This is a genomic window from Streptomyces sp. NPDC002403, from assembly GCF_053593015.1.
Genome location: NZ_JBSFBQ010000062.1, coordinates 17,890 through 39,147 on the forward strand (window position 1 = coordinate 17,890; position 21,258 = coordinate 39,147).

At 68.5% G+C, this 21,258-nt stretch carries 22 protein-coding genes and 2 pseudogenes; 18 read left to right on the plus strand and 6 right to left on the minus strand.

Features of this window, described 5'->3' with window-relative positions; all coding sequences use genetic code 11:
* Nucleotides 1–94: 94 nt before the first annotated feature.
* From ACWCPY_RS37160 to tpg, 10 genes are all read left to right on the plus strand, one after another.
* Nucleotides 95–1,501 (plus strand): MATE family efflux transporter, encoded by a 1,407-nt coding sequence (locus tag ACWCPY_RS37160; RefSeq protein ID WP_451272668.1) that lies wholly within the window; start codon nt 95–97, stop codon nt 1,499–1,501.
* A gap of 142 nt (nt 1,502–1,643) precedes the next feature.
* Nucleotides 1,644–1,718: a hypothetical protein gene (locus ACWCPY_RS37165; RefSeq protein WP_451272708.1), complete on the plus strand. Its 75-nt coding sequence runs from the start codon at nt 1,644–1,646 to the stop codon at nt 1,716–1,718.
* Nucleotides 1,719–1,774: 56 nt separating this feature from the next.
* Nucleotides 1,775–2,209, plus strand: a complete 435-nt coding sequence (locus ACWCPY_RS37170) for an ATP-dependent DNA ligase (protein WP_451272670.1) — start codon at nt 1,775–1,777, stop codon at nt 2,207–2,209.
* 105 nt (nt 2,210–2,314) lie between these two features.
* Entirely contained in the window at nt 2,315–2,482 is a 168-nt protein-coding gene (locus ACWCPY_RS37175; protein ID WP_451272672.1) for a hypothetical protein, read from the plus strand.
* Nucleotides 2,483–2,778: 296 nt separating this feature from the next.
* A complete protein-coding gene (locus ACWCPY_RS37180) occupies nt 2,779–4,422 on the plus strand; it encodes a protein kinase domain-containing protein (protein WP_451272674.1) in 1,644 nt (547 codons plus the stop codon).
* Between the two features lie 384 nt (nt 4,423–4,806).
* On the plus strand, nt 4,807–4,956 hold the full coding sequence (locus ACWCPY_RS37185) for a hypothetical protein (RefSeq protein ID WP_451272676.1): 150 nt from the start codon (nt 4,807–4,809) through the stop codon (nt 4,954–4,956).
* Nucleotides 4,957–4,959: 3 nt separating this feature from the next.
* On the plus strand, nt 4,960–5,133 hold the full coding sequence (locus ACWCPY_RS37190) for a hypothetical protein (protein WP_451272678.1): 174 nt from the start codon (nt 4,960–4,962) through the stop codon (nt 5,131–5,133).
* The gene (locus tag ACWCPY_RS37195; RefSeq protein WP_451272680.1) at nt 5,130–5,459 is read left to right on the plus strand and encodes an IS3 family transposase; all 330 of its coding nucleotides are present in this window, start codon (nt 5,130–5,132) and stop codon (nt 5,457–5,459) included. Before ACWCPY_RS37190 ends, ACWCPY_RS37195 begins: the two co-directional genes overlap by 4 nt.
* A gap of 108 nt (nt 5,460–5,567) precedes the next feature.
* Nucleotides 5,568–7,826 (plus strand): telomere-associated protein Tap, encoded by a 2,259-nt coding sequence (gene tap / locus ACWCPY_RS37200; RefSeq protein ID WP_451272682.1) that lies wholly within the window; start codon nt 5,568–5,570, stop codon nt 7,824–7,826.
* Nucleotides 7,827–7,838: 12 nt separating this feature from the next.
* On the plus strand, nt 7,839–8,396 hold the full coding sequence (gene tpg, locus ACWCPY_RS37205; RefSeq protein ID WP_451272684.1) for a telomere-protecting terminal protein Tpg: 558 nt from the start codon (nt 7,839–7,841) through the stop codon (nt 8,394–8,396).
* A 46-nt stretch (nt 8,397–8,442) separates the two neighbouring features.
* Here tpg and ACWCPY_RS37210 read toward each other — a convergent pair whose 3' ends face one another.
* Nucleotides 8,443–8,880 carry a hypothetical protein gene (locus ACWCPY_RS37210; protein WP_451272686.1) on the minus strand — a complete coding sequence of 146 codons (438 nt, stop codon included), beginning with the start codon at nt 8,878–8,880 and terminating at the stop codon, nt 8,443–8,445.
* 205 nt (nt 8,881–9,085) lie between these two features.
* Here ACWCPY_RS37210 and ACWCPY_RS37215 point away from each other — a divergent pair, with 205 nt between their 5' ends.
* Nucleotides 9,086–10,225 (plus strand): GDSL-type esterase/lipase family protein, encoded by a 1,140-nt coding sequence (locus ACWCPY_RS37215; RefSeq protein ID WP_451272710.1) that lies wholly within the window; start codon nt 9,086–9,088, stop codon nt 10,223–10,225.
* Nucleotides 10,226–10,413: 188 nt separating this feature from the next.
* Here ACWCPY_RS37215 and ACWCPY_RS37220 read toward each other — a convergent pair whose 3' ends face one another.
* A complete protein-coding gene (locus ACWCPY_RS37220) occupies nt 10,414–11,304 on the minus strand; it encodes a DUF4231 domain-containing protein (protein ID WP_451272688.1) in 891 nt (296 codons plus the stop codon).
* A 185-nt stretch (nt 11,305–11,489) separates the two neighbouring features.
* On the opposite strand from ACWCPY_RS37220, the gene ACWCPY_RS37225 reads away from it, so the two are divergent.
* Entirely contained in the window at nt 11,490–11,696 is a 207-nt protein-coding gene (locus ACWCPY_RS37225) for a hypothetical protein (RefSeq protein WP_451272690.1), read from the plus strand.
* 8 nt (nt 11,697–11,704) lie between these two features.
* Here the strand turns inward: ACWCPY_RS37225 and ACWCPY_RS37230 are convergent.
* Nucleotides 11,705–11,908 (minus strand): annotated as a pseudogene (locus ACWCPY_RS37230) (DUF6233 domain-containing protein); the annotation flags it as partial.
* A 553-nt stretch (nt 11,909–12,461) separates the two neighbouring features.
* Here ACWCPY_RS37230 and ACWCPY_RS37235 point away from each other — a divergent pair.
* Nucleotides 12,462–12,914 (plus strand): DUF5707 domain-containing protein, encoded by a 453-nt coding sequence (locus tag ACWCPY_RS37235; protein ID WP_451272692.1) that lies wholly within the window; start codon nt 12,462–12,464, stop codon nt 12,912–12,914.
* An 84-nt stretch (nt 12,915–12,998) separates the two neighbouring features.
* Complete coding sequence (locus tag ACWCPY_RS37240) at nt 12,999–13,388, plus strand: hypothetical protein (RefSeq protein ID WP_451272694.1); 390 nt, start codon at nt 12,999–13,001, stop codon at nt 13,386–13,388.
* 155 nt (nt 13,389–13,543) lie between these two features.
* On the opposite strand, the gene ACWCPY_RS37245 is transcribed toward ACWCPY_RS37240, so the two are convergent.
* Complete coding sequence (locus ACWCPY_RS37245; protein WP_451272696.1) at nt 13,544–15,106, minus strand: MBL fold metallo-hydrolase; 1,563 nt, start codon at nt 15,104–15,106, stop codon at nt 13,544–13,546.
* A gap of 180 nt (nt 15,107–15,286) precedes the next feature.
* On the opposite strand from ACWCPY_RS37245, the gene ACWCPY_RS37250 reads away from it, so the two are divergent.
* Nucleotides 15,287–15,964 (plus strand): hypothetical protein, encoded by a 678-nt coding sequence (locus tag ACWCPY_RS37250; RefSeq protein WP_451272698.1) that lies wholly within the window; start codon nt 15,287–15,289, stop codon nt 15,962–15,964.
* A gap of 705 nt (nt 15,965–16,669) precedes the next feature.
* A complete protein-coding gene (locus ACWCPY_RS37255) occupies nt 16,670–17,689 on the plus strand; it encodes a hypothetical protein (protein WP_451272700.1) in 1,020 nt (339 codons plus the stop codon).
* On the opposite strand, the gene ACWCPY_RS37260 is transcribed toward ACWCPY_RS37255, so the two are convergent.
* Nucleotides 17,578–18,231 (minus strand): helicase associated domain-containing protein, encoded by a 654-nt coding sequence (locus ACWCPY_RS37260; protein WP_451272702.1) that lies wholly within the window; start codon nt 18,229–18,231, stop codon nt 17,578–17,580. The two genes, ACWCPY_RS37255 and ACWCPY_RS37260, sit on opposite strands and share 112 nt — an antisense overlap.
* 486 nt (nt 18,232–18,717) lie before the next feature.
* Here ACWCPY_RS37260 and ACWCPY_RS37265 point away from each other — a divergent pair, with 486 nt between their 5' ends.
* The gene (locus ACWCPY_RS37265; RefSeq protein ID WP_451272704.1) at nt 18,718–19,401 is read left to right on the plus strand and encodes a DUF4097 family beta strand repeat-containing protein; all 684 of its coding nucleotides are present in this window, start codon (nt 18,718–18,720) and stop codon (nt 19,399–19,401) included.
* Nucleotides 19,402–19,426: 25 nt separating this feature from the next.
* Here ACWCPY_RS37265 and ACWCPY_RS37270 read toward each other — a convergent pair whose 3' ends face one another.
* A complete protein-coding gene (locus ACWCPY_RS37270; RefSeq protein ID WP_451272706.1) occupies nt 19,427–20,614 on the minus strand; it encodes a site-specific integrase in 1,188 nt (395 codons plus the stop codon).
* A gap of 176 nt (nt 20,615–20,790) precedes the next feature.
* Here ACWCPY_RS37270 and ACWCPY_RS37275 point away from each other — a divergent pair.
* A pseudogene (locus ACWCPY_RS37275) lies at nt 20,791–21,258 on the plus strand (IS5 family transposase); the annotation flags it as partial.

Genomic DNA, 21,258 nt, shown 5'->3' on the forward strand with positions numbered 1-21,258 from the left:
GACGAACGGATGCAGGTCCGCAGCCTCCTCGATCCCAATACGCAACGGGAAATCGACGAACTCCTCACCAAGCTCCGCAGGAACCAGTAACCCAATGCTCACCAACCTCCTCCGCGACAGCCGCGCCCTTGCCACCCTCGCCGTCCCGCTGATCCTTACCCAGCTCGCACAGGTTGCCCTGACCACGACGGACACCGTCATGATGGGCATCCTCGGCACGCAGGAACTGGCAGCCGGCGGCCTGGCCATCGTCATCTTCAACCAACTGCGCACCATGGGCGTCGGCCTGGTCACCTCCGTCGGCAACCAGATCGCCGCCGCCGGAGCCCGCGCTGAACAAGACGCTCAGGATGCCGACCGGGACGGACAGGAGCAAGGCCGCGAGGAGGTGCGGGGCATCGTCCGCGCCAGCATGGCGCTGGCCACCCTCGCGGGCATCGCCGGCGCCGTCCTCATGATCCTGATCGGGCAGGCCCTGCCCTGGCTCGGACAAGACGCCGCAGTCGCCGACCGCGCGCAGACCATGATCTTCGCGCTCGCCCCCGGTCTGCTGCCCTGCCTCTGGTTCCAAGCGATCCGCCAGTTCACCGTCGGCATGCGACGCCCCCAGGCCCTGCTGCAGATCACCATCGCCTCGGTTGCGGTCAACGCCGGTCTCAACTGGATTCTCATCCACGGCACCTGGGGCCTGCCCCGCATGGGCCTGACCGGCGTCGGCATCGCCACCTCCAGCGTCTACCTGCTGACCTCCATCTCCCTCTACATGGCGGCGAAGAAGGACACCATCCTCGCCCCACTGCTGTCCCTGGACCTTATGAAGGCGGACCCCGCCGTCCTGAAACGTCTGCTACGCCTGGGAATCCCGATCGCCGCCACTTACGGATCCGAAGCAGGCTTCTTCTCCCTCACCGCGCTGATGGCCGGATCCTTCGGGCCCGCCGCACTGGCCGCACACACCGCCGTCAACCAACTCGTCTACATCGTCTTCCAAGTTGCCGTCGGCCTCTCCCACGCCGCATCCATCAACGTCAGCCGCGAACTGGCACTGGGGCGATACAACGATGCCCGACGCATCAAGAACACCGCGCTCGCCTGCGCCGGTGCCGTCATGACCATCGTCGGCATCCTCTACCTCGCCCTGCCCCAGCTTGTCCTGGCTCCCTTCCTGGAGTCCGGGTCGGACAAGGCACTCACCATCGCCAGCCACCTGCTGGCCGTGACCGCATTCCTGCAGTTCTTCGACTGCGCCCAGAACATCGGCGTCGGCCTGCTGCGCGGACTCGACGACACCAAGAGCGGCTTCCATATCACCCTCATCGGCTACTGGGCCGTCGGACTACCCACAGCATGGCTCCTCGCCTACGCCCTACACCTCGAAGCCGTAGGCCTTTGGCTGGGCCTGCTCACTGGCCTTGCCACCACCGCCATCCTGCTCCTCCGCCGCTACTCCGCTTCCCTCACCGCACGAGCCGACAACCGGACAACCGGCTTGGCTGCCTGAAGGAGCAGCGTGCCCGTGAGCGGGCGCGGGCCGAGCGATCCTGGAAGATCCAGCCGAAACGGTCGGGCGATACGGCGCTGCTGCACCGCGGGGGTGTGGCCTGTACAGCGCGCAGTTCGGCTTTCTCGACCGTGAGGAGGCGGTGATCGCTTTGGCGGAGCCTGACATCGAGGCGTGCGAGATCTGTAAGCCTGAGACGGGGCTCGTTGAGGGGTAAGGCCGTACGGGCCGCCAGGCGCGCTTCGCGGGCGCCGGGTTCACAGGATCGGTTCTGTGGAGTTCCCGATCAAGGTGGCGTTGGCCCAGGCCGTCCCGGTCCTGCCCGAGGGGCCGGGCTGGTGGTACGAGCCCAAGTACGACGGCCACCGGACCGTGCTGCGCCGTACTGATGAGACCGTGATGCTGTACGCCCGGTCCGGCAGAGTCGTCACCCAGCACTGGATGGACCTGGCCGTCGCCGGCATGGAACTGCGCCCCGGCACGGTCCTGGACGGCGAGGCCGTGATCTGGCGGAACGGCCGGCTCGACTTCGCGGCCGCGCAGTCACGGGCCGCGTCATCCATGACCCGGGCCCGCGCCCTGGCAGCCCGGTACCAGGCCTCCTACATCTGCTGGGAAGTCCTGCAGCACCCGGGCCCGGCGATCGGCGACTGCCGAAGCCGCCCCTACACCGAGCGCCGCGCCTTCCTCCTGGAGCTCGTCGCCTGACTGCCTGCAGTCGGACTTCCGTGCCCGCTGGCAGGAGTCTCGGCCCCACTGGTTGACGGGGTGTCGGCAGCACGCGTTCCTGAACGTCGCGCCGGCGGGGCGTCCGTGGTCGATGAGGCGATGGCGCTGCACTTGCGGGGCCAGGAGCTGAGCCTGCGGGAGATCACCGCCTGGTTGGTCATCAGCAAAGGGGCGAAGAAGGGCGGGCACCCGTCGCCGGCGACGGTGATGCGGATGCTGCTCGATGGCGATTCCCCGTTCTCGAACCGGTGAAGCGGACGCAGGACACCATGTGGGCCGGCTTCTTGACCGCGCCCACTCCGAATGATTCCCGACCAGCCCATCACCGGCCCGGTCCCATGCCGGGGCTGTCGGGGCCGGCTTCGTGGTCGCCACCACCCGGTAGACGACGGGCCGGTTCAGGCCAGGACCCGGGGTCCGGTCCGGACAGCGGACGAGCCCGCCCCAGATCCGGGAACCGGGAACCGGGACGGTGTGGTCCTTGGTGGTCGGGTGGGTGTTGAGTAAGGGCTCGCGTGGGTGTGTTCCGTTAACAGAAGGGGAGCGGTATGGAGCCGCTGAGGACCGGGGATCCGGTACGGGTGCGTGATTTCGTGTTACGCGGCCGGCTGGGCGCGGGAGGAATGGGCGAGGTGTTCCTGGGCCGGTCGCCGGGCGGCCGGGCGGTGGCGGTGAAGATGGTCCACCCACATCTGGCACGAGAGCCGGAATTCCGCCACCGTTTCCGCCGGGAGGTCACCGCCGCCCGCAGAGTCAGCGGAGCGTTCACCGCACCCGTGGTTGCAGCCGGCCCCGACGACGACCCGCCATGGATCGCGACCGCCTACGTCCACGGACCATCCCTGTCCCAAGCCGTGACCCCCACCGCACCCCTGCCGGACGACTCGATGTGGCCCCTGGCAGCCGGGCTGGCCGAGGCACTGCAAGCCATCCACACCGAGGACCTGCTCCACCGCGATCTCAAGCCCTCGAACGTACTGCTCGCCCCCGACGGCCCACGGGTGATCGATTTCGGAATCGCCCGCGCCCTGGACGCCACCAGACTGACCGGAACCGGCACGGCCATCGGAACACCCGGCTTCATGTCTCCCGAACAGGCTGAAGGCGGCCAGATCGGTCTGGCCAGCGACGTCTTCTCCCTCGGCGCCGTGCTCGCCTTCGCCGCTACCGGCAGCGAGCCCTTCGGCCAGGGCCCCCCAGCGGCAGTCCTCTACCGCGTTGTCACCAGCGAGCCGCAACTGGGCACACTGCACGGCCCACTACGCGCCCTGATCACCGCATGCCTGGCCAAGACCCCCACCGACCGGCTCACCACCGCACAACTGCTCGAACAGATCACCTCCCACTGGAACCCGCCCAGCGACTTCCACCACACCACCCCATGGCCCCAAAACGTCACCACCCTCATCGCCACACACACAACCCCCACCACCCCGCAACACGCCCAAGCCCCCCACACGCCACCACCAACCACGCCCACCACACCCACCCGAGAAGACCTGACCCACCAACACCAGCAGGCACAACAAACGAACCACACCACCGACCTGCGAGAAGCAGCACGACTGATGGCAGAACTGGCCACGGACTACGCACGCCTCCTGGGCCCCGACCACCCCGACACGCTGCGAGCCCGCTACGACCATGCCTGCCATCTCGATGAGGCGGGTGAGCATGTGGAAGCGGCTCGGTTGTTTGCTGAGGTTGCTGGCGACCAGGCACGCGCTCTTGGAGCTGACCACCCCGACACTCTGCGATCCCGCCACAACCATGCTTGGAGTCTTTGGCAGGCGGGTGAGCATGTGGAGACCACTCGGTTGTTTGCTGAGGTCGCTGGCAACCAGGCACGCGCTCTTGGAGCTGACCACCCCGACACCCTCCAGTCACGCCACAACCATGCCTGGAGTCTTGGGCAGGCGGGTGAGCATACGGAAGCGGCGGGGTTGATGGCTGAGGTTGCTGCGGACCGGGCACGTGTTCTCGGAGCCGATCACCCCGACACCCTGCGATCCCGCCACAGCCATGCCTGGAATCTTGGGCAGGCGGGTGAGCATGTGGAGGCGACTCGGTTGTTTGCTGAGATTGCTGCGGACCGGGCACGCTTTCTCGGAGCCGATCACCCCGACACCCTCCAGTCCCGCCACGGCCATGCCTACTACCTCGGGAAGGCAGGAGAGGAACGACGAAGCTGACCGTGCCACTCAGTGCGGCACACAGCGCCTCGGAAGGTTGCCGGACCGCACTGCCCGGCAACCGGCGCCCGTCCCCAGCAGGTTGCCCTTGCAAGCCACAGATATGGCCTCCAGCGCCTGGTCCTCGCCGCAGTCGCTCCCTACATCGACCAAGCCGCGCCCCGCGACCGCATCTCGGAGGAGGAACGACAGCGGAGACATCTCAGGGCCTTGCCGAGGGGTGGCCACCAAACCGTCCGCCCGGCCGTGAGTGAACAGGCCACCCCCGCAGGCTCCACTGCCCGTTCTACCAGCGCATTCCGAGCTGATCGAGGTCTGCGATCTCTCGGGTTGGTGAACCGTTCCGGGTTCGGTAGGGACTCGATCGTTTGAGAGGATCGAGTTATGGCACGTCCTTCCCCTTACCCGCTTGAGCTGCGCAAACGAGCAGTCCGCATGTTCACCGAGGTCCGTCCGGATTACGACACCGAGTGGGCGGCGATGAAGGCCGTCGCGTCGAAGGTCGGCATCGGCACGACCGAGACGCTGCGCTAGTGGGTGCGGCAGGACCAGATCGACTCCGGTGTCCGGGCGGGTACCACGACGGAGGAGTCCGCCGAGCTGAAGCGGCTGAAGAAGGAGAACGCCGAACTGAAGCGGGCCAACGAGATCTTGAAGGCCGCGGCGAGTTTCTTCGCGGCCGGGCTCGACCGGCCACACACACGCTCGTGAGCTTCATCGACGAGTACCGGGACCGCTTCGGCGGCGTCGAGCCGATCTGTCGGGTGCTCACCGCGCACGACTGCAAGATCGCCCCCTCCACCTACTACGCGTTCAAGAAGCGGCAGACGGCCCCCTGGACGCGGTCGCTTCGGGACGCCGAGCTCAAGGAACTGATCCGCGAGGTCTTCGAGGACAACTTCCGCGTCTACGGGGCCCGGAAGGTCTGGCGCGAGCTGAACCGGCAGCATCATCCGGTGGCCCGGTGCACCGTCGAGCGCCTGATGCGCGACGCCGCGCTCTTCCATCGGTTCCCCCCGGACGGCTCTAGCTGTTGACAGATCAAGGTCAACATAACACCCGTACGCAAAAAGGACGTCATTCGTACGGTATGCGTACGCCAGTCGTACGTTTCATGGGGTAGGGTGTTGGTCAGGAGGTGTTCCATGTCTGAGTTGTTCGACGCGGTCGACGCGCTGCTCGCGTCCCGCGCCACGCTGCCGCCACCGGGGGAGCGCAAGCGGCTGCGTGCCGCGCACGGCCTGACGATTGACGAGGTGGCAGGCGCGCTGAAGGTGCGCCGGGCCACGGTCAGCGGGTGGGAGTCCGGCAAGACCGAGCCCCGCCCGCCGGAGCGCGACGCATACGCCCGGCTGCTGGACAAGCTCGCGGAGCTCTACCCCGCACCGGCCGACGCGACCGTGCCCGCCCCCAACGCTGCGGTGCCGGCCACGTTCACCGCCGCGCATGCCCCGGCGGAAGCGCGGCCTCTGCCCACAGGTCCGGCGTCCGAGGCTGCGGACATGACTTCAACCGAGAACACCCCGACCAGCCCTGCCACCGCCGCCACCGCTCCGGCGGCCGCGCCGCGTCCGGCGCCCACCACCAGGCGGACGTCGACGTCGCGCCGCCCCGCCGCGAAGAAGGCGGCCCCGGCCCCGGCCGCGACCCCGGCGGGCGAGAGCGACCCGCGGTTCGAGAACGGCCCGCTGACCGTTGTCGACGTCGAGGACGGGAAGGTGCTGGCGTACTGCGTCGGCGGCCTGGTCCTGGACGTGCCCGCCAAGTCCCTGCCGTCCCTGGTGGACTGGGCGCTCAAGGAGGCGAAGCTCGGGCAGCCGAAGCTGTCAGGCCCGGGAAGGCCGGCCGACCCGCTGCTCGTGCTCACCGAGGCCGCCCTGGAGCGCTACGGCCTGCCTGTCGCGTTCACGGAGGAGGAGAAGCACGCCGGGCGGATCCCGGAGGGCCACAAGGTCATCAAGCAGCTGGGGCGCGCGGAGTGGAAGCTGACCAAGCGCGGGTTCGGGCCGTGGGCGCGGATCTACCGTCCGGCCAAGGGCTCGGACCGCCAGTGCGTGCAGCTGTGCATCCCGTCGTGGAACGCGCTGGACACCCGGCACTGGGGCCACGCCGCGCAGCTCCCCCCTGCCGAGCTCGCCCGCGTCATGGGCGTGTACGCGTCCCGGGTGATGACGCCGCGCGGCTCCACCGCCGTCACCGGCCTGGAGCTGATGACCGCGCTGCACCCGCCGACCTACGCCGTGCGGGATGAGGAGACCGGCGTCCTGCGGCAGGCCGAGACCAAGGCGCCCGGATCGCTGGGCAAGGACCCGGTGGACTGTGCGCCGTGCGAGGCCCCCGACGGGCACCCCGTGCTCAACGCGCTGGACCTGCCGCGCTTCCACGTGCGCGGCCCGGCGGAGAAGCTGTTCGAGGAGGCGTACGACTGGGCACGGCCGATGACCGATGCCGAGTGCACCCTGCGCCACCTGGTCGGCATTGACGTCAACATGGCCTTCGCCGCCGGCGCGAACGGCCTGAACGTCGGCCTCGGTGAGCCGACGCACGTCAAGACCCCCGCGTTCGACCCGAAGCTGCCCGGCTCGTGGCTGGTCGACCTCTCCCATGTCGACCTGTCGAAGGTGAAGGTCGGCAAGGAGTGGGTGGAGCTGGACGGCAGCCTGCTGCCCTCCCCGTTCACGCCGAAGGGCGACCGCCCGACGGGGCCGGCCTGGCACGCGACCCCGACCGTGGCGTACGCGGTGGAGCTCGGCTACGACGTCGCGCCGATCGAGGCATACGTCCGGTACGACAACGGCCGCTACCTGGACGGCTGGTACAACCGGCTCCGTGACGCCTTCCTCGCCACGATGGCCGACCTCGGCGTCGACGCCGACCTCGCCCCGGCCGACTTCCTCGCCGCGATGGACGGCTACAAGAGCCGTGACCCGGAGCTGGCGATCGTCGTCTCGGCGGTCAAGGCGACGGTGAAGGGCGGCCTGGGCAAGCTGCGCGAGCGCCCGCGCGGAGAGGGCTGGCGGCCGGGCGAGCCGTGGCGCGCCCTCTCCCGCCCGACCTGGCGGCCCGACATCCGCGCGGCCGTCATCGCCCGCACCCGGATCAACCTGCACCGCAAGATCGTCAAGCACGCGGCGTTCACCGGGCAGTACCCGATCGCGATCCTGTCCGACTGCGTCGTCTACGCCGCCAACGGCGAGAGCCCGCTGGACTTCCTGCCCTACCGGGAGGGCAAGCCGCTGCCCGGCGGCTTCAAGCTCGGCATCAACCCCGGCCTGGTCAAGCACGAGGGCACCCAGTCCGTCCTGTGGGGCGAGGAAGTCCGCGAGCGGTTCAACGCCCCGGAGCTCAACCTCGCCCGGTACATCAAGGACGGCACCGTCACCGACGTCGACAACGGAGAGTAGGAGAAGGCCACGATGAGCCTGATCGGGGACGGCCTGGACGCCGCGGTGCAGAAGGCGTTCACCCGCCCGGCACCGAAGAACGCCGGCCCGCAGATGCGGTACCTGGTCAAGCAACTGGGCGGCACCAAGCCGGTCGCCCAGATGCTGCGGGTCTCCCAGCGCACCGTCGAACGGTACGTGAAGGACCAGATCAAGAAGCCCCGCCCGGACCTCGCCGCGCGCTTGGAGCGCGAGGTGAAAAAGCGGTGGCAGCCGCAGATCCGGGCCGAGGCCAAGGCGAAGGCAGCGAGCACGGGCGGCATCGTCATCGACACCCGCGCCCGCATGGGCTACACCGCGCCGATCGGGTCGACGGACCAGGACCGCATCCGGCACCTGACCGTCGCCCTGCCCCCGATCTACGCCGCCCGCCTCTTCGAGGCCCAGGAGCAGGGTGCCAGCGACGCCCGCCTCCAGGAGATCGCCGCCGAAGCGCTCAAGGAGGTCTACTTCCAGGACGGCGGCCGCCGCGCCGGCTCCCTGGAAGAGGTCCGGTTCACGGACATCGAGCACCTCGAGTTCGACTTGTAGCAGCCGTACCCCGAACAGCGAGCGAGCCCGGATGTGACTGAGCGCTTCAGTTGGCCAGTGAGCGTGTGAGTTGGCCGTTGAAGAACCGCAGGCGAAACGGCTGGGACAGCACCTCGTCGAACCCACCCACGAAGTCCAGGACCAGCAGCAGCCACCGCTCGGCCAGACTCTCGAAGCCGTGCTGCCGCCCGGTCGATACCAGGCACTCCAGCCCCGGCCGATGACGCTGACCGGCCCGCCAGGAAAACCGCCTCACCGGCACCGACGCCATCGCCGGCCCGGCCGACAGATCCTTCACTGGGACGACGACATCGGACGTACCGGCCTTCCACGTCACCGTCCACGTACGCGGCCATCCCGGCCCCAGGTCCAGGCAGTCAGCGGCACGACCGGGCAGCGCGTACGACAGCACGAGCTCCTCCAGCAGGCAGGAATGCGACCACACCGGAGCTTCCAGTACGTCGACGCCCCGTACGTCACCCATGACGACAGCACACTGCGCGGCCGAGCCGTGCACCAAGGAAACACGGAAACCAACATCAACACCCGTGCCCGGCCGGTACCCTGCCCCGCCAACGCTCAACTGGCCAGTCGAGCGTGTCGGCTTGTGTGCCAGGGTGGCGGTAGAGAACTCGCGGGTGCGTACTCGCATCCGGACCTGAGAACGTTGGGGAGTCGTGACGATGGCGATGCGGGCATTTCCGCTGGTGGGCGGGCCGGTGGAGTTACGGGGTGCGCTGGACTTGGAGCGGACGCAGGCGGGGGTGATGCCTCGCCGGTTGCCCGCGTGGACCAAGGAGCAGTACCAGGACCCGTCGGTCTACGGGGTGACGGTGATGCCTTCAGGGGTACGGCTGGTGTTCCGTACCGATGCGCGTGAGCTTGAGTTCGAGGTACTCACCTCCACAGGACAGCTCGACACCGACCCCCGACCTCGCCCGACCGGGATGCTGGAACTGCTGGTGGACGGTGCCCCTGCCGGGCGCCGGCAAGCACCGATGGGCAATGTGGTGCGGATGGCGGGCCCCGGGACCGCGCAGCGACTGGTCCCAGGGGAGCCGGGGACCGTGCGGTTCGCCGGGCTGCCGATGGGCATGAAGAACGTCGAGCTGTGGCTGCCCCAGCAGACCCCCACGGAACTGGTGGCACTGCGTGCTGATGGCGAGGTGCTGGCACCGTTGCCGGACGGTCGGCGCCGCTGGGTGCACCACGGCAGTTCCATCAGCCACTGCCTCGAAGCCGACGGCCCGACCGGTACCTGGCCTGTGGTGGCGGCTTCGCTCGGGGGGGTGGAGGTGATCAACCTCAGCCAGGCTGGCAACGACATGCTGGACCCCTATGTCGCCCGGACGATCCGCGACATGCCCGCCGACCTGATCAGCCTCAAGGTGGGCGTCAACATCGTGGCCCTGGCCACATTCCGGCTGCGGACGTTCGGCCCGGCGGTGCACGGATTCCTGGACACGATCCGGGACGGCCACCCGGACACCCCGCTGCTGCTGATGTCCCCGGTGAGCTGTCCGGCACTCGACACGACCCCCGGCCCGACCGCGATGGGTCCTGACGGGAAGATCACAGCCCTGGGCGACCCGGCCGATGTGGCCCGCGGGGCGTTGTCGCTGACGGTGGTCCGTGACGAACTGGCCCGAATCGTGGCGGACCGGCGAGCACGCGATCCCCACCTGCACTATCTCGACGGACGCGAACTGCTCGGCCCGCACGAGGTGGATGACCTTGCCGACGGCCTGCACCCCACCGCCGCCGCCTACCGCCGGATGGGCAAACGCTTCGCCGCGCACGCCTTCGCCGACGACGGCCCGTTCCGCTGAGTATCCGGGGCTCCGCACCTGCATCAGGTGGGGAGCCCGATTACCGACAGCCACGCTGTCCGCCCGCACGCTCAACTGGCCAAATAGAGCGCTCGGTCACACCGGACCAACTGGTCCGGGCTCGCTCGCGTATCCGCAGGGGACCGAAGGCCAACACTGTCCTGGACCCGCTCCGGAACGACTGCTGGTCACCCAGTTGGCGGGAGCCCGACCGGGGCAGCCTGCTCGGCAGGCTGGTCCAGCTGCTGTTCACGGCGCCGTTGCTCGTTGCGGAGCGCCTCGACGCGCTGGGTGAACTTGGCGAGGGCCTCGCCCTCTTGCTCCTCAGTGAACTGGCTGTACTCACCGATCCCGAGCATCACCGCATTCAGCTCCTCCTCGATGGCGTCGGCTGTCTGCCGTAGAAAGTAGCTGCGCTCGCGGTACTTGTAGTAGCCGGTGAATGCTGACGCGAGGGTGACGCTGAAACCCAGGACCACGACGGACACGGTCTGCCAGTTCCAGTCCTGCTCGCTGAGAGCGGCGATCGTAGTCACCGCAGTCGAGCCGACCATAATCAGAGACTGCAAGCCGTTATGGACGCGGCGGAAGTGGCGGCTCTCTCGTCCGTACTGAGCAATCACCTCAGCCGAGTCCTCGCGATACATGCTGCGCCGCTCCGTCAGCGGTGGATGCGCCCTCAGACTCTTCCTGCGCAGTTCTTCGCGCTTGGTAGCGAGATCATTCCGTAATTCCGCCAGGCTGAACTTGTAGCGATCCGGTGGCACGTACGAAGCGCCCACAACAGTGAGCGAGCCGCCAACCTGCCTCATACTCAGCGGGTCACCCCGGACGAGGTGATCCACACAGATCACTGCGATTGTGAGGCCGCCAACGACCAGCGCAGTAACGAGGAACCCTCTGCCAGCCTCAAGGACGGCAGGGACCTCCGCGAACACGCCCTTCCATGCGATGAGTGAGGGGATGCATACCAGGGCGACGACAAGGGACGTTCCCAGCAGACGAGCACGTCTTCGTTTCCAAGCAACCTGTCGCTCCAGCTCCTGAACCGCCGCTCGCAACGTATCGATCTCAGACACCAATTTTGCTCACCCGCCCCCATGGTCAACTCAGCACGCCTACGTACCCGGCGACACGAAGTTATCCGCAACTAGCGGACCACTCGGTCGAATCACAAGAAAATGGAGGCACAGGCCACGAGCTACGTGAGAAACGGCGCTGATTGGTCCGTTTTGGAGATCGACCTCGTACCACCATCATCAACGTGACGGTCAACGCCTGGATGGCCGGCCATATTCACGGCGAGGATGGCTGCACCGGATGCGGTGGCAGCCGCGGCCCGGCCGGACACGACTGGGAAGCCCGGATGCGCACCATCACCGAGATGCAGCCGAACATCACCAAGTGGTTCGACCGCGACATGTGGACCGCTGCCGTCAACGACAGCGGCTTCAACGTCACGCGCCGCTGACCCGCTGCTCAGCTCTTGCCGAAGCCCTGGTCGAAGCCCTTGAGCACGGGGTCCAGCTCAAAGGCCGCGCCACAAAGAGAACAGAGGCTGGTGCCGGGGTGCTGCGCCGCGTCCAGCGCCCTGTCCAGGGTGAGGACCGGGGCCCCGGCCGGTGCTTCCTCGCAGTCGACGGCGTGCACGACGCCCCGGCCGGGCCCGCGCCCGCCGGCCTTCGCCAGCTGTGAGTGGGTGCGCTGATGGCGGCCATTGTGCGTCAGCGACCTTCGGTTGTTGATGACCTGGTCGTGTGCTGCGGGCGCTGGCTGGTCCGCTGTCATGAGGTGACCAAGTGGCTGCTGTTCTCCGACAAGCGTCGGGTCGTCTGGCTGCCATGGGAGTGGCTGTTCACACCACCCCGTAGACCGTGCGCCGGACAGTCTGACCCCGCCGGTGCACCCCACGCGCGCAGCGGCGCTCTGGCCAGTGAGCACCGCTGCGCGCCCGCGAGGTTCTTCCAAGGTCGGCATGATCCGCCCCCGCAAGGGGTGACACCACATCACCTCCCTTCTACCAACCCCTGTTCCAGCAGCCCTCCGAGCAGCGCCTTGCGGGCCACGGATGACTTCGCTGGCGCATGCCGCAGAAGAAGGATGTGATCCGGTCAGCCCACTCAGGTCGGGTTGAGTATGCGTGCTCATGTCCGGCGATTCCTCGCGCGGGGAGTATCGGTGCAGGGCCGCAGCACAGCGGCGCCGATCCGATTCAGTGCTGAGTTACGGAGAATCCATGTCCCGACGTTTCGCACTGTCTGTTGTTGCCGGTGTCGTTCTTCTCGGTGGTGCCGGTGCCTTTGCTTTCGCACAGGCCGCGGAGCAGGCTCCGGCGCTGACGCACAGTACTGCCCGCTACACCGCTCCCGAGGGGGACCGGGACGGCTCGCTGGCCTTCGTCACCGATGTCACGGCGTCCTCCGGTGTCAAGAGCGTGAAGGTGCTGGCCTGGCCGCAGAACTCGTCCTTCGCTCAGAAGGGGCTGACTGCCAAGGACATGGCCGCAGTGGAGTCGGCCGATTGCAGGCCCTCCGGGCAGGACACGGTGCGCTGCACCTACACCGCCGAGGTCACCGGGGCCCACGCCGAGTCGTCCCCGCGCGGTGCCTGGCACGTCGCCGTCCTGGCCACCGCGCAGGACGGCACCACGACCCTGGACACCGAGGCGGCCGGGTTCACCGTCCGGTGACCCGGACATGCACGTGGTCGGAGGCAAGCGGATGTCGGGCCGCCGGTCCAGGTCACCCCGGCGACCGACGACCGGGATGTCGCGGTGGTCTGGTACGACGCCCTGCGCGTGCAGGGCATCGAGGGGATCGTCTGCAAGCGGGGCGGGGCGGGCTATCCGTCGGGCCGGCGCCGGTGGGTGAAGGTTCGGCACGCGGACACGGTCGACGCCCTGGTGCTGGGGTTCACCGGCCCCCGGCTCAGACCGCACCATCTGGTCCTGGCGGTGGGGGACGAGGGCGGGCCGGCCAGGGTTTCCGCACGCCTGGAGCCGGTCCTCGCGGCTCGTATCGGTGAGGCCTTGATCGGTACGGCGGTGGTGGGGGAGCGGCGGGCGGAGGGCGAGCCGTATACGCGGGTGGAGTCGGATCTGGTCGTGGAGGTGCTGGCCTGGTCCGGCCGGCACGGCACCCTCACCGTGACCCGGATGCGGTGAGGATCCCGTGCCTGGCTGCGCCTGCGACCCTGCGCGTGCTCGGAGTGCTCAAGGTTGGCTGCGTAGGTTTCGAGCGAGAGCACTTGTCGGTGGGTTCCGACATCACTCGTCGACGTCCTCGTCGGCTGTCTCCGCCGGGTCGCGCAGGGGCCCTGTTATGTGGGCGTGTTGATGTACGCGTCCAGGTCGGCGACGATCTGCGCGAAGTAGGTCACCGCCGAGCCCGGGTCCAGGACGTCGCTGGCGGCGGTCAGCAGCGCGTTGCGCAGCCTGGCGTGGGTGGCGAGGTAGCCGAGCTGGGTGAGCGCCTTGGACTGCAGGGCGCGGGCCCACTGCTCGGTCTCGGCCGGGACCGCCGCCGGGATCGAGGAGGCGGAGACCACCGGGTCGAGCAGCAGCACCACCTCCGCGTAATCCGGCACCGCGTCGTCGTAGGCGCGCTGCGCGGCGTCCACCGCCTTGTCCGCGCTGCCCGACGCCAACAGCCCCTCCTGGGCGGTGACGGCCGGCTGGGCCGCGCCCAGTGGCGTGCCGGTCAGCCGGGCCCACACCTCGCGCACGGTGCGGGAGGGGGTGTCCAGGTAGCCGGGGGTGGCCAGTAGCGGGGCGGCGGCGCCCGCGTCGGGGACGGTGGTGGCGGTGGTGCGCTGGGTGGCCACCCACGTGGACACCTGGTCCGGCTCCTCCTCGGTGCGCCACACCGGGTGCCCGTAGGCGATGGTCCCGATCTCGGCCACGGCGGCGAAGGCGGTGATGGTGGCGCCCAGCAGGTCGGCGCGGTTCTTGCTCGGGGTGCCGAGCAGCCCGGCGCCCGCCAGATGGACGGTCTTGAACGCGGGCAGGTAGAGGTTCAGTTCGGCGGGGGAAGCGTGCCCGACGGCGGGCTGCAGGACCAGCTGCACCCCGGCGGCCTCGACCACATACAGCCCCTGCTGCCAGGCGATGCCGGTGGAGGCGGGCCAGTCGGCCTTGGCGGTGGCGGCCGGGAGCGGGCCGCCGACGGTGTCGGTGGGGGGAAGGAAGGTCGGGTTCCCGGTGGAGACGCTGCGCCCGAGGCTGGAGTCGACCAGGCCGCGCGGAAAGGCGGCCAGCCGGGTGCCGTAGGCGTAGTCGACCAGCTTGGCGTTGTGCGCGCCCTCGGTGACCTGGCGCAGCACCGCGTCGGCGAGGAACCCGTCCGGCGCGTAGATCTCCAGGCCGGCGGGTACGTTGTCGTCGTCGAACAGCCCTCGCACGCCGCCGAAGTGGTCCACCCCGCTCTGGGTGTAGACCACGGCCCGCACCGGCCGGTTGTCCTCGCGGTTGCTGCGGTACAGCTCCAGCGCGGCGCGGGCGGTCTCCTGCGAGCCCAGTGGGTCGATCACCACCAGGCCGTCGGGGCCGGCGACGATCGTCATGTTGGCGAGGTCGAAGCCGCGCACCTGGTAGAGGCCTTCGGTCACGTAGAACAGCCCTGTGGGAGAGTTCAGTCGACCCTGACGCCACACCGCAGCCGCCGCCGAACCCGGGGCGTCCTCCTCCAGGAAATCGAAGGCGTTGAAGCCCCACATCATGCGGTCCCCGTACTGGGCGAGAACGCCGTACTCCTGCGGGGTGGCGAGCAGACCGTGCTGGGAGTCCCGGAAGTCGTTATCAGCGGACGGGAGTTGCTTGGAACCGGCCTGGTTCTGCTGCACGACGTACGCGGTCGGCCCCACGGGCTCGAAGATGTCGGTCACGGGCTGCCTTCTGAGGGTGTGGTGGGAACCGTGCGGCTCGCTGCGCACGACGATCACCGACACTAAACGTGACGTAACGTGCACACAACGGCACGAATGTTCGGGACGACCTGAACCAGCGCTACCGGTCGGCCCCGCGCCCCGACCGCCAACGGCGGACCGCCGGTATTGACCGCAAGCGTGTCAACCCCACTGCCGCTGCTGGACACCGAGGGCATCGCCTGGATCGACGAGTACGAAAAGACCACGGCCGGCGCCGGCCGGGACGGCACGGTGGCCGGGCGACCGATGATCGAGCTGAGCCTGACCGGGCAGCTGAAGTACGACTCCTCACCGATCTCGCAGTGCTGTCAGCGCGGTCGTGACGGTCGCCGGGACGCTTGGGGAACCGCTGTCCCGTCGGGGCGTGCCGTCGCCAAGGCTGGGTCGTTGACAGGTACAGGCGCCCCGGGGCAGGGGCGCAACAGTGCGACGAGCGAATCTCTCTCCCCGAAAGGAACATTCATGGGTGACACGCTGCGCGTGGGCGGTGAACTCGGTATCGGTCAGTATCTCCAGGGCGGGGCCTACAGGCTGACCCTGCAGAGGGACGGCAACCTGGTGCTCTCCGAGCCGAAGGGCGCAGTCGTGTGGGAGACCAAAACCCAGGGGCTGGACGTCCGGGCGGCCGTCCTCCAGGACGACGGGAACTTCGTGCTCTACAGCCCCAACGGTGCTGTGTGGTCCACGGACACCAACGGCAAGGCCGTCGACAAGCTGATCGTGCAGGCCGACCGCAACGTGGTGCTGTACGACAAGGACGACAACCCGCTGTGGGCATCGCAGACCTTCACCAACAACCCGATCACCGTCAACTAGTGATCTCGGCCTGCCGGACCGGCCTCGACCGGGCCCTGCATGAAGCGGGCCCGATCGAAGCCGGGCGCCTACCCGCGACTCGGGACGCCGAGCAGCTGCCTGCGCGAAAGGGCCGGCGGGTCCTCGGGCCTGGGATCTCCTGCGTCATCCCTTGCACGATCCCTTGCGGTATCCCCTGCACTATCTGCTGCCCCCTCTCTCCACGGCGCCAGTCGTTTGTGCAGGTCACCATGCCTGTAGAGGTGTGGTCGGGGTGCAGACATCCCCTCTGCGCACCCCCTGCCACCCGACTACCGAAAGAGAAACAGGGGTGGGGCGGGGCGGGGTGGGAGTGCCTCGGGGACCGGCGGCCGGCCAGTCCCTTCTCGCGCGTCGGCGGGGCCGCGCGCGGGCCGGGGCCTGGTGCCCTGGCCGTGCGTGGATCCGGGCTGGTGTGGCCGGGCGCGCTGGACACCGTCGCGCGCGACCCTGGAGGTATGGCCCGCGTACGTTTCTGCGATTCCTGCGGGGCCCGGCCGCACACGGGGGGGCGTCGGCTCATCGGCGGTACTGCGACGACGTCTGCCGGGCTCAGGCGTGCCGGGACCGGCAGGTCGCCGACTGGATCTGGCGGCTTGGACTGCTTCGCCCTCGACCGGGGACTGGCCCGGTAGCCGCCCGCGCGCCGTATAAAGAGGACGGAATGCCGATGAAAGGCTGTGGGGCATGATTGCTGCCGAGAACCTGACCCAGCCGCCCGTGCGCGCCTTCGTCAGCGCGCTGAACGCCCTCGACGACCGGGACAGGGAGCCCCTGAACCGCGTCGTGCGCCCTGACTTCTGGTGCAGCAGCGGTCAGAGCCGCGGCGGGCTCGAGAACCTGCTGACCAACAGGATCCGGTTCGCGGCGACGGCCCAGAACGACGACGGCCTCACCCTGACCGGGTTCGCCTCCTGGCACGAACAACCCTTCCCCTCGACCTGGGTGTTCACGGTGAAGGGCAACGAGGTCCAGTCGCTGGAGATCTCCATTGAGGCGAAGCCCACGCCGGACCAGCAGCAGGACGGCCGTGAAGCCTTCGAGGAACTCGACAAGCAGATCACCGCGGCCAAGTACGAAAGGGCGACCGACCGGGACGGGCGCACCCACCTGCCCGGCACGGCCCGCCGCCGGAAGATCGGCGCGTTCCCCTACCTGCACGCGTGGAAGCCCGGCGCGCTCGGCTCGATCAGCTGGATCAGCACCGGCCTGAGGCTGGAGGACCCGGACGTGTACAAGTCCTTCGCCAGGCCCGAATCCGGCGACTCCGTCCGCAAATCCGCCTCCAGCAGGGTGGACTTCCGGCTGTCCCTGACCCTGGGCTGGGACGGGGACGACTACCAGAAGGCCGTCGTCACACTCGACGCCACGTCGTACTTCAAGGACGGGACGTCCTGGCCCGACTTCGGAACCTGGATCAAGGAGAAACACAGTCTGGTCGACCGCGCCGTTCCACGCGTGACCGGAACGCTGACCCTGACCGGTCCCGACGGAACGGTAATCAGCACCGAGGAGATCAAGGCCAAGGGGGTCAAGCCGCCCTACCCGATGTCCTTCACCCGCGAATACGCCCTCGCCGACCTGCCCCCCGGCCCCTACACCGTCGCCCTGACCGGCGCGGTCAAGACCGGCGGCTTCCAGTTCAGCGGGGACGACAGCACGGTGGACATGGACGACCGCTCCATCACGTTCGACGTCGGCGCCTGAGCCGAGAGGACCAAGAAGACGTTCCGCGGAGAACATCGAGCCGGCCACGTGCCGAGCCACGTCCCGAGCCTCACCACCACGGGCCCGTCAGCGCCGTCCTGACGGCCCGACAACGCCTCCAACTGCTCGGCATGCTTGCGGGGGACTCGCAGGTGCCCTTCACGGGCGTGGAACTGGCGTGCCGCGGTGAGGTTGAGGGCCCACATGGTGTCCTGCGTCCGCTTCACCGGCCGCTCGTCCTCCCAGGCCGCCCGGAGCCCGAGGGTGTTCTCCAGGATCCACTGCTGTACCGGCAGCAGCTGCTCCCACCCGAACCGCTGCGCCGGGACCCACCGTCCGAGGTCCTCGCCCTGGACCACGACGTCGCCCGCAGCCTCCGGGAGCGCCCCGCCGGCCTGGACGTGGTTCTGGACCAGTCGGTAGCAGCGCTGCCACCCGGTGTCCCACTTGTCCCGGTCGCCGGCGGACAGGCAAGAGGGCGCGCGGCGCTGAGCGGACGACCCGGTTGCCGTGACGGGACCGATGCCTGGCAGGGGCCGCATGCCCGTATGAGTGAACCTCCTCCTCATCGCTGCGCAACGTAACGGGCAGTCAATACCGTGCTTAATAACCGTACGTAGTCCTTTGTGTATGAATGACATATTTGTGTCGCTGGACGATCTTGAGTCAGCGTTCAAGGACTGGAGTGAAAATCGTGGTCTCCCTGAGCGTCAACGTCGCCCGCTTCGCAGCGGTTGGTGCCGCCGCGGCATGGCGCGGCTGATCATGCCGCGCTCCATCGCGAGGCCGGCCGCGAGTTCATCTGGAACCACACGTCCCAGTCTCCAGGTGTCCACGATCAAGGGGAAGCTTCACGACGGCGTCACTCCCGCCTCGGACACCGCAGCCCGATCGCCTACGAAACGGCCACCGCAGCAACATCAACTACGCTGGCCAAAGCCGCATAACCCCAGGATTCGGGGTCAAGGCCCCACGGCAGGTCACCCGCACAGTCGCTCACCCGCAGCAAGGTAGAAAGGTAGATCCTCGTGACTACGTACAACAAGAACCTCAAGAGTGTCGTCGTGTGCGCGGTGGCCGTGGCAACCGCAGCGGTCGTGACCACCGGATGCGACGGGTCCGGGGGTGCTGGCGGGTCCGGGGGTGCTGGCTGGTCCGCCGCCAGCACCGAGCAGTCGTCGTACGAAGTGACCGAGGAGGTCACCGGTGTCGCCATCGACAATCGCGGCGGCGACATAGAGATCGTCACCGGCACCGGCACCTCGGTCAAGGTGACCGAGACGCTGGAGTACAGCAATGCCAAGCCGAAGACCGAGCACTCCGTCTCGGGCGGGAAGCTCGTCCTCAAGGCGAGCGCCTGCGGGGGCTCCGCCTCCAAGTGCTCCGTGTTCTACCGCGTCGAGGTCCCCGCCGGCGTACAGGTTGACGCCAGCACGGGTGGCGGCGACGTCACCGGCACCGGCCTCGGCGGCACCGTCCTGGCCAAGACCGGCGGCGGCGATGTCGACGTGTCGTTCGGCTCGGCTCCCCTCAGCGTCAGCGCCGAGAGCGGCGGCGGCAATGTGACCGTCAAGCTCCCCAAGGGCCCGTACGCCGTCGACGCCACCACGGCCGGCGGTAACCGCAAGGTCGACGTGACCGTCGACGACGCCTCCCCCAGCAAGGTCAGGGCCCGCAGCGAGGGCGGCGACGTCACGGTCACGGGGGCGTAGCAACCAGCCGTTCTCGCACGGTGGTTCATCGGGACTCCGGGAAGGCCCGAACCTTGAATCTCGGTACTCCCGGAAAGTGAGGCCCCGGACGGAATCCCGTCCGTTCCTCGCTGATCCGCAGCGTGCGGGTGTGGGCCTCCTCGAAGGCCTGTTTCCAACGCTGTTTGCTGGGCATCTGCCCTCCTCGGCCCACGAACAGGGCCATCGGCTCCAGCCCGTGGTCTTCCTCGATCATCGTGATCCTGCGAAGCGGGGCCGACATCTGTGCGATGCGGAAGCTCCTTCGGCGGCCTCGCCAGACGCCGCCCAGCCGCATCTGCCGCAGGTCGACGTTGTCGACGACGAACCAGTCCTCGCGTCGGCGGTGCAGGTTCCCGGCTGCCTTCCGCACCACCGTGGCCCGCTCGGTGCGGCGGTAGAGGTCGAGCTCACGCAGGGTCGCGTCCTGGATCGACACGGTCCGAGGCAGCCCGTACTTCGCGATCGCCTGCAGCTTCACCTCTGCAGGGGAGGCGTCCCGGCGGGGCGGTCCGACCTCGATGTCCAGCAAGCTGGTGAACTCCCGCAGCCGCATCCCGGTCGTCACCGCGAGCTCGCCCGCCGAGCTATTGCGCAGCGGAGCCGAACCGCGGAAGGACCGGTCCGTGCGGTCGTCGGGCAGCAGCCCGCGCAGGCCCACCTGCTTCAGGAACCGCCACTGGGCGAACGACAGGTGGCGAACGTCCAGCTCGGTCGTACTGCCCCAGGCCAGCACGTCACGGCCGTTGCGGCGGCGGTAATACGGGCGGCGGTCCAGCAACCCGTTGTAGACGGCCCAGTCGTAGAAGTTGTTGATCGCCGCCCGGCGCCGCTGCCAGGTCGCCGCCGAGATCGGCACCTCCTGGTGCAGGGTGCGGTCGTCGCGGTAGGCGATCAGATCGTCCTCGGTCGCTGACAGCAGGTCCGTCGGCGGCTCCAGCTGCCCCAGGAAGTCGACCAGGTCGAGGACGTCGTACGTGTAGTCCGCGAGCGTCTTGGCCACCAGCGACTTCGACAGATCGAAGAAGAACGAGCACAGCGGCTCCACCGGCCGCATGTCCGGCCCCAGGAAGAACGGGGTGCCCTCGCGTACGGCCCCCGGACGCTCGACGTACGTACGGACCTCCAGATCGACACCGCCCGGGGCCGCGTAGAAGCGCCGGACCTTGTCAACCGAGGCGAAGAAGTAGTCCATCCCAACCCACCTGCGAGACAACTAGGAGTGCTGGAACCTAACAGACCAAAGATCTCCAAACTGGCATCTGTTGAGACTAATGAGACATCTAAAGAACCTTGTCCTAACTGATCGTTTCATAATGAGATCGGTGTGTTGGCTTGGCAGTTGGGTGTTGTGTCGGCAGGATCTTCTGGGTGTCTGCTGATCTCGTGCCCGATGACCTGTGGGAACGCATAGCCCCGCTGCTGCCTCCTCGTCCGCCTCGGCGGCACCGGTATCCCGGGCGGCTGCCGGCCGATGACCGTGCTGCTCTGCGGGGCATCGTTTACGTGCTGCGCCAAAGTGTGAGCTGGCGCGACGTCCCCGCAGAGCTGGTCGGCTGCAGTGGGGTGACGGCCTGGCGGCGTCTGCGGGACTGGACCGAAGCCGGAGTCTGGCCCCGCCTGCACGAAGTCCTGCCGGCGGAACTACGTAAAGAGGGCTTGTCGGAGATGGACGACGCTGCGGTCGACGGCTCGCACGTCAGGGCCCTCAAAGGGGGCTCGCACCGGACCTTCGCCGGTCGATCGGGCACGCCCCGGCAGTAAACACCACATCATCGTCGACCGGCACGGAACCCCGCTCGCCGTCGCTCTGACCAGCGGGAACCGCCACGACGTCAC

Bases quoted from the DNA above. Each gene is read 5' to 3' on its own strand.
- ACWCPY_RS37160 (WP_451272668.1), top strand. From the start codon at position 95: ATGCTCACCAACCTCCTCCGCGACAGCCGCGCCCTTGCCACCCTCGCC.
- ACWCPY_RS37180 (WP_451272674.1), top strand. From the start codon at position 2,779: ATGGAGCCGCTGAGGACCGGGGATCCGGTACGGGTGCGTGATTTCGTG.
- ACWCPY_RS37185 (WP_451272676.1), top strand. From the start codon at position 4,807: ATGGCACGTCCTTCCCCTTACCCGCTTGAGCTGCGCAAACGAGCAGTC.
- tap (WP_451272682.1), top strand. From the start codon at position 5,568: ATGTCTGAGTTGTTCGACGCGGTCGACGCGCTGCTCGCGTCCCGCGCC.
- tpg (WP_451272684.1), top strand. From the start codon at position 7,839: ATGAGCCTGATCGGGGACGGCCTGGACGCCGCGGTGCAGAAGGCGTTC.
- ACWCPY_RS37210 (WP_451272686.1), bottom strand. From the start codon at position 8,880: ATGGGTGACGTACGGGGCGTCGACGTACTGGAAGCTCCGGTGTGGTCG.
- ACWCPY_RS37215 (WP_451272710.1), top strand. From the start codon at position 9,086: ATGCGGGCATTTCCGCTGGTGGGCGGGCCGGTGGAGTTACGGGGTGCG.
- ACWCPY_RS37235 (WP_451272692.1), top strand. From the start codon at position 12,462: ATGTCCCGACGTTTCGCACTGTCTGTTGTTGCCGGTGTCGTTCTTCTC.
- ACWCPY_RS37255 (WP_451272700.1), top strand. From the start codon at position 16,670: ATGATTGCTGCCGAGAACCTGACCCAGCCGCCCGTGCGCGCCTTCGTC.
- ACWCPY_RS37260 (WP_451272702.1), bottom strand. From the start codon at position 18,231: ATGCGGCCCCTGCCAGGCATCGGTCCCGTCACGGCAACCGGGTCGTCC.
- ACWCPY_RS37270 (WP_451272706.1), bottom strand. From the start codon at position 20,614: ATGGACTACTTCTTCGCCTCGGTTGACAAGGTCCGGCGCTTCTACGCG.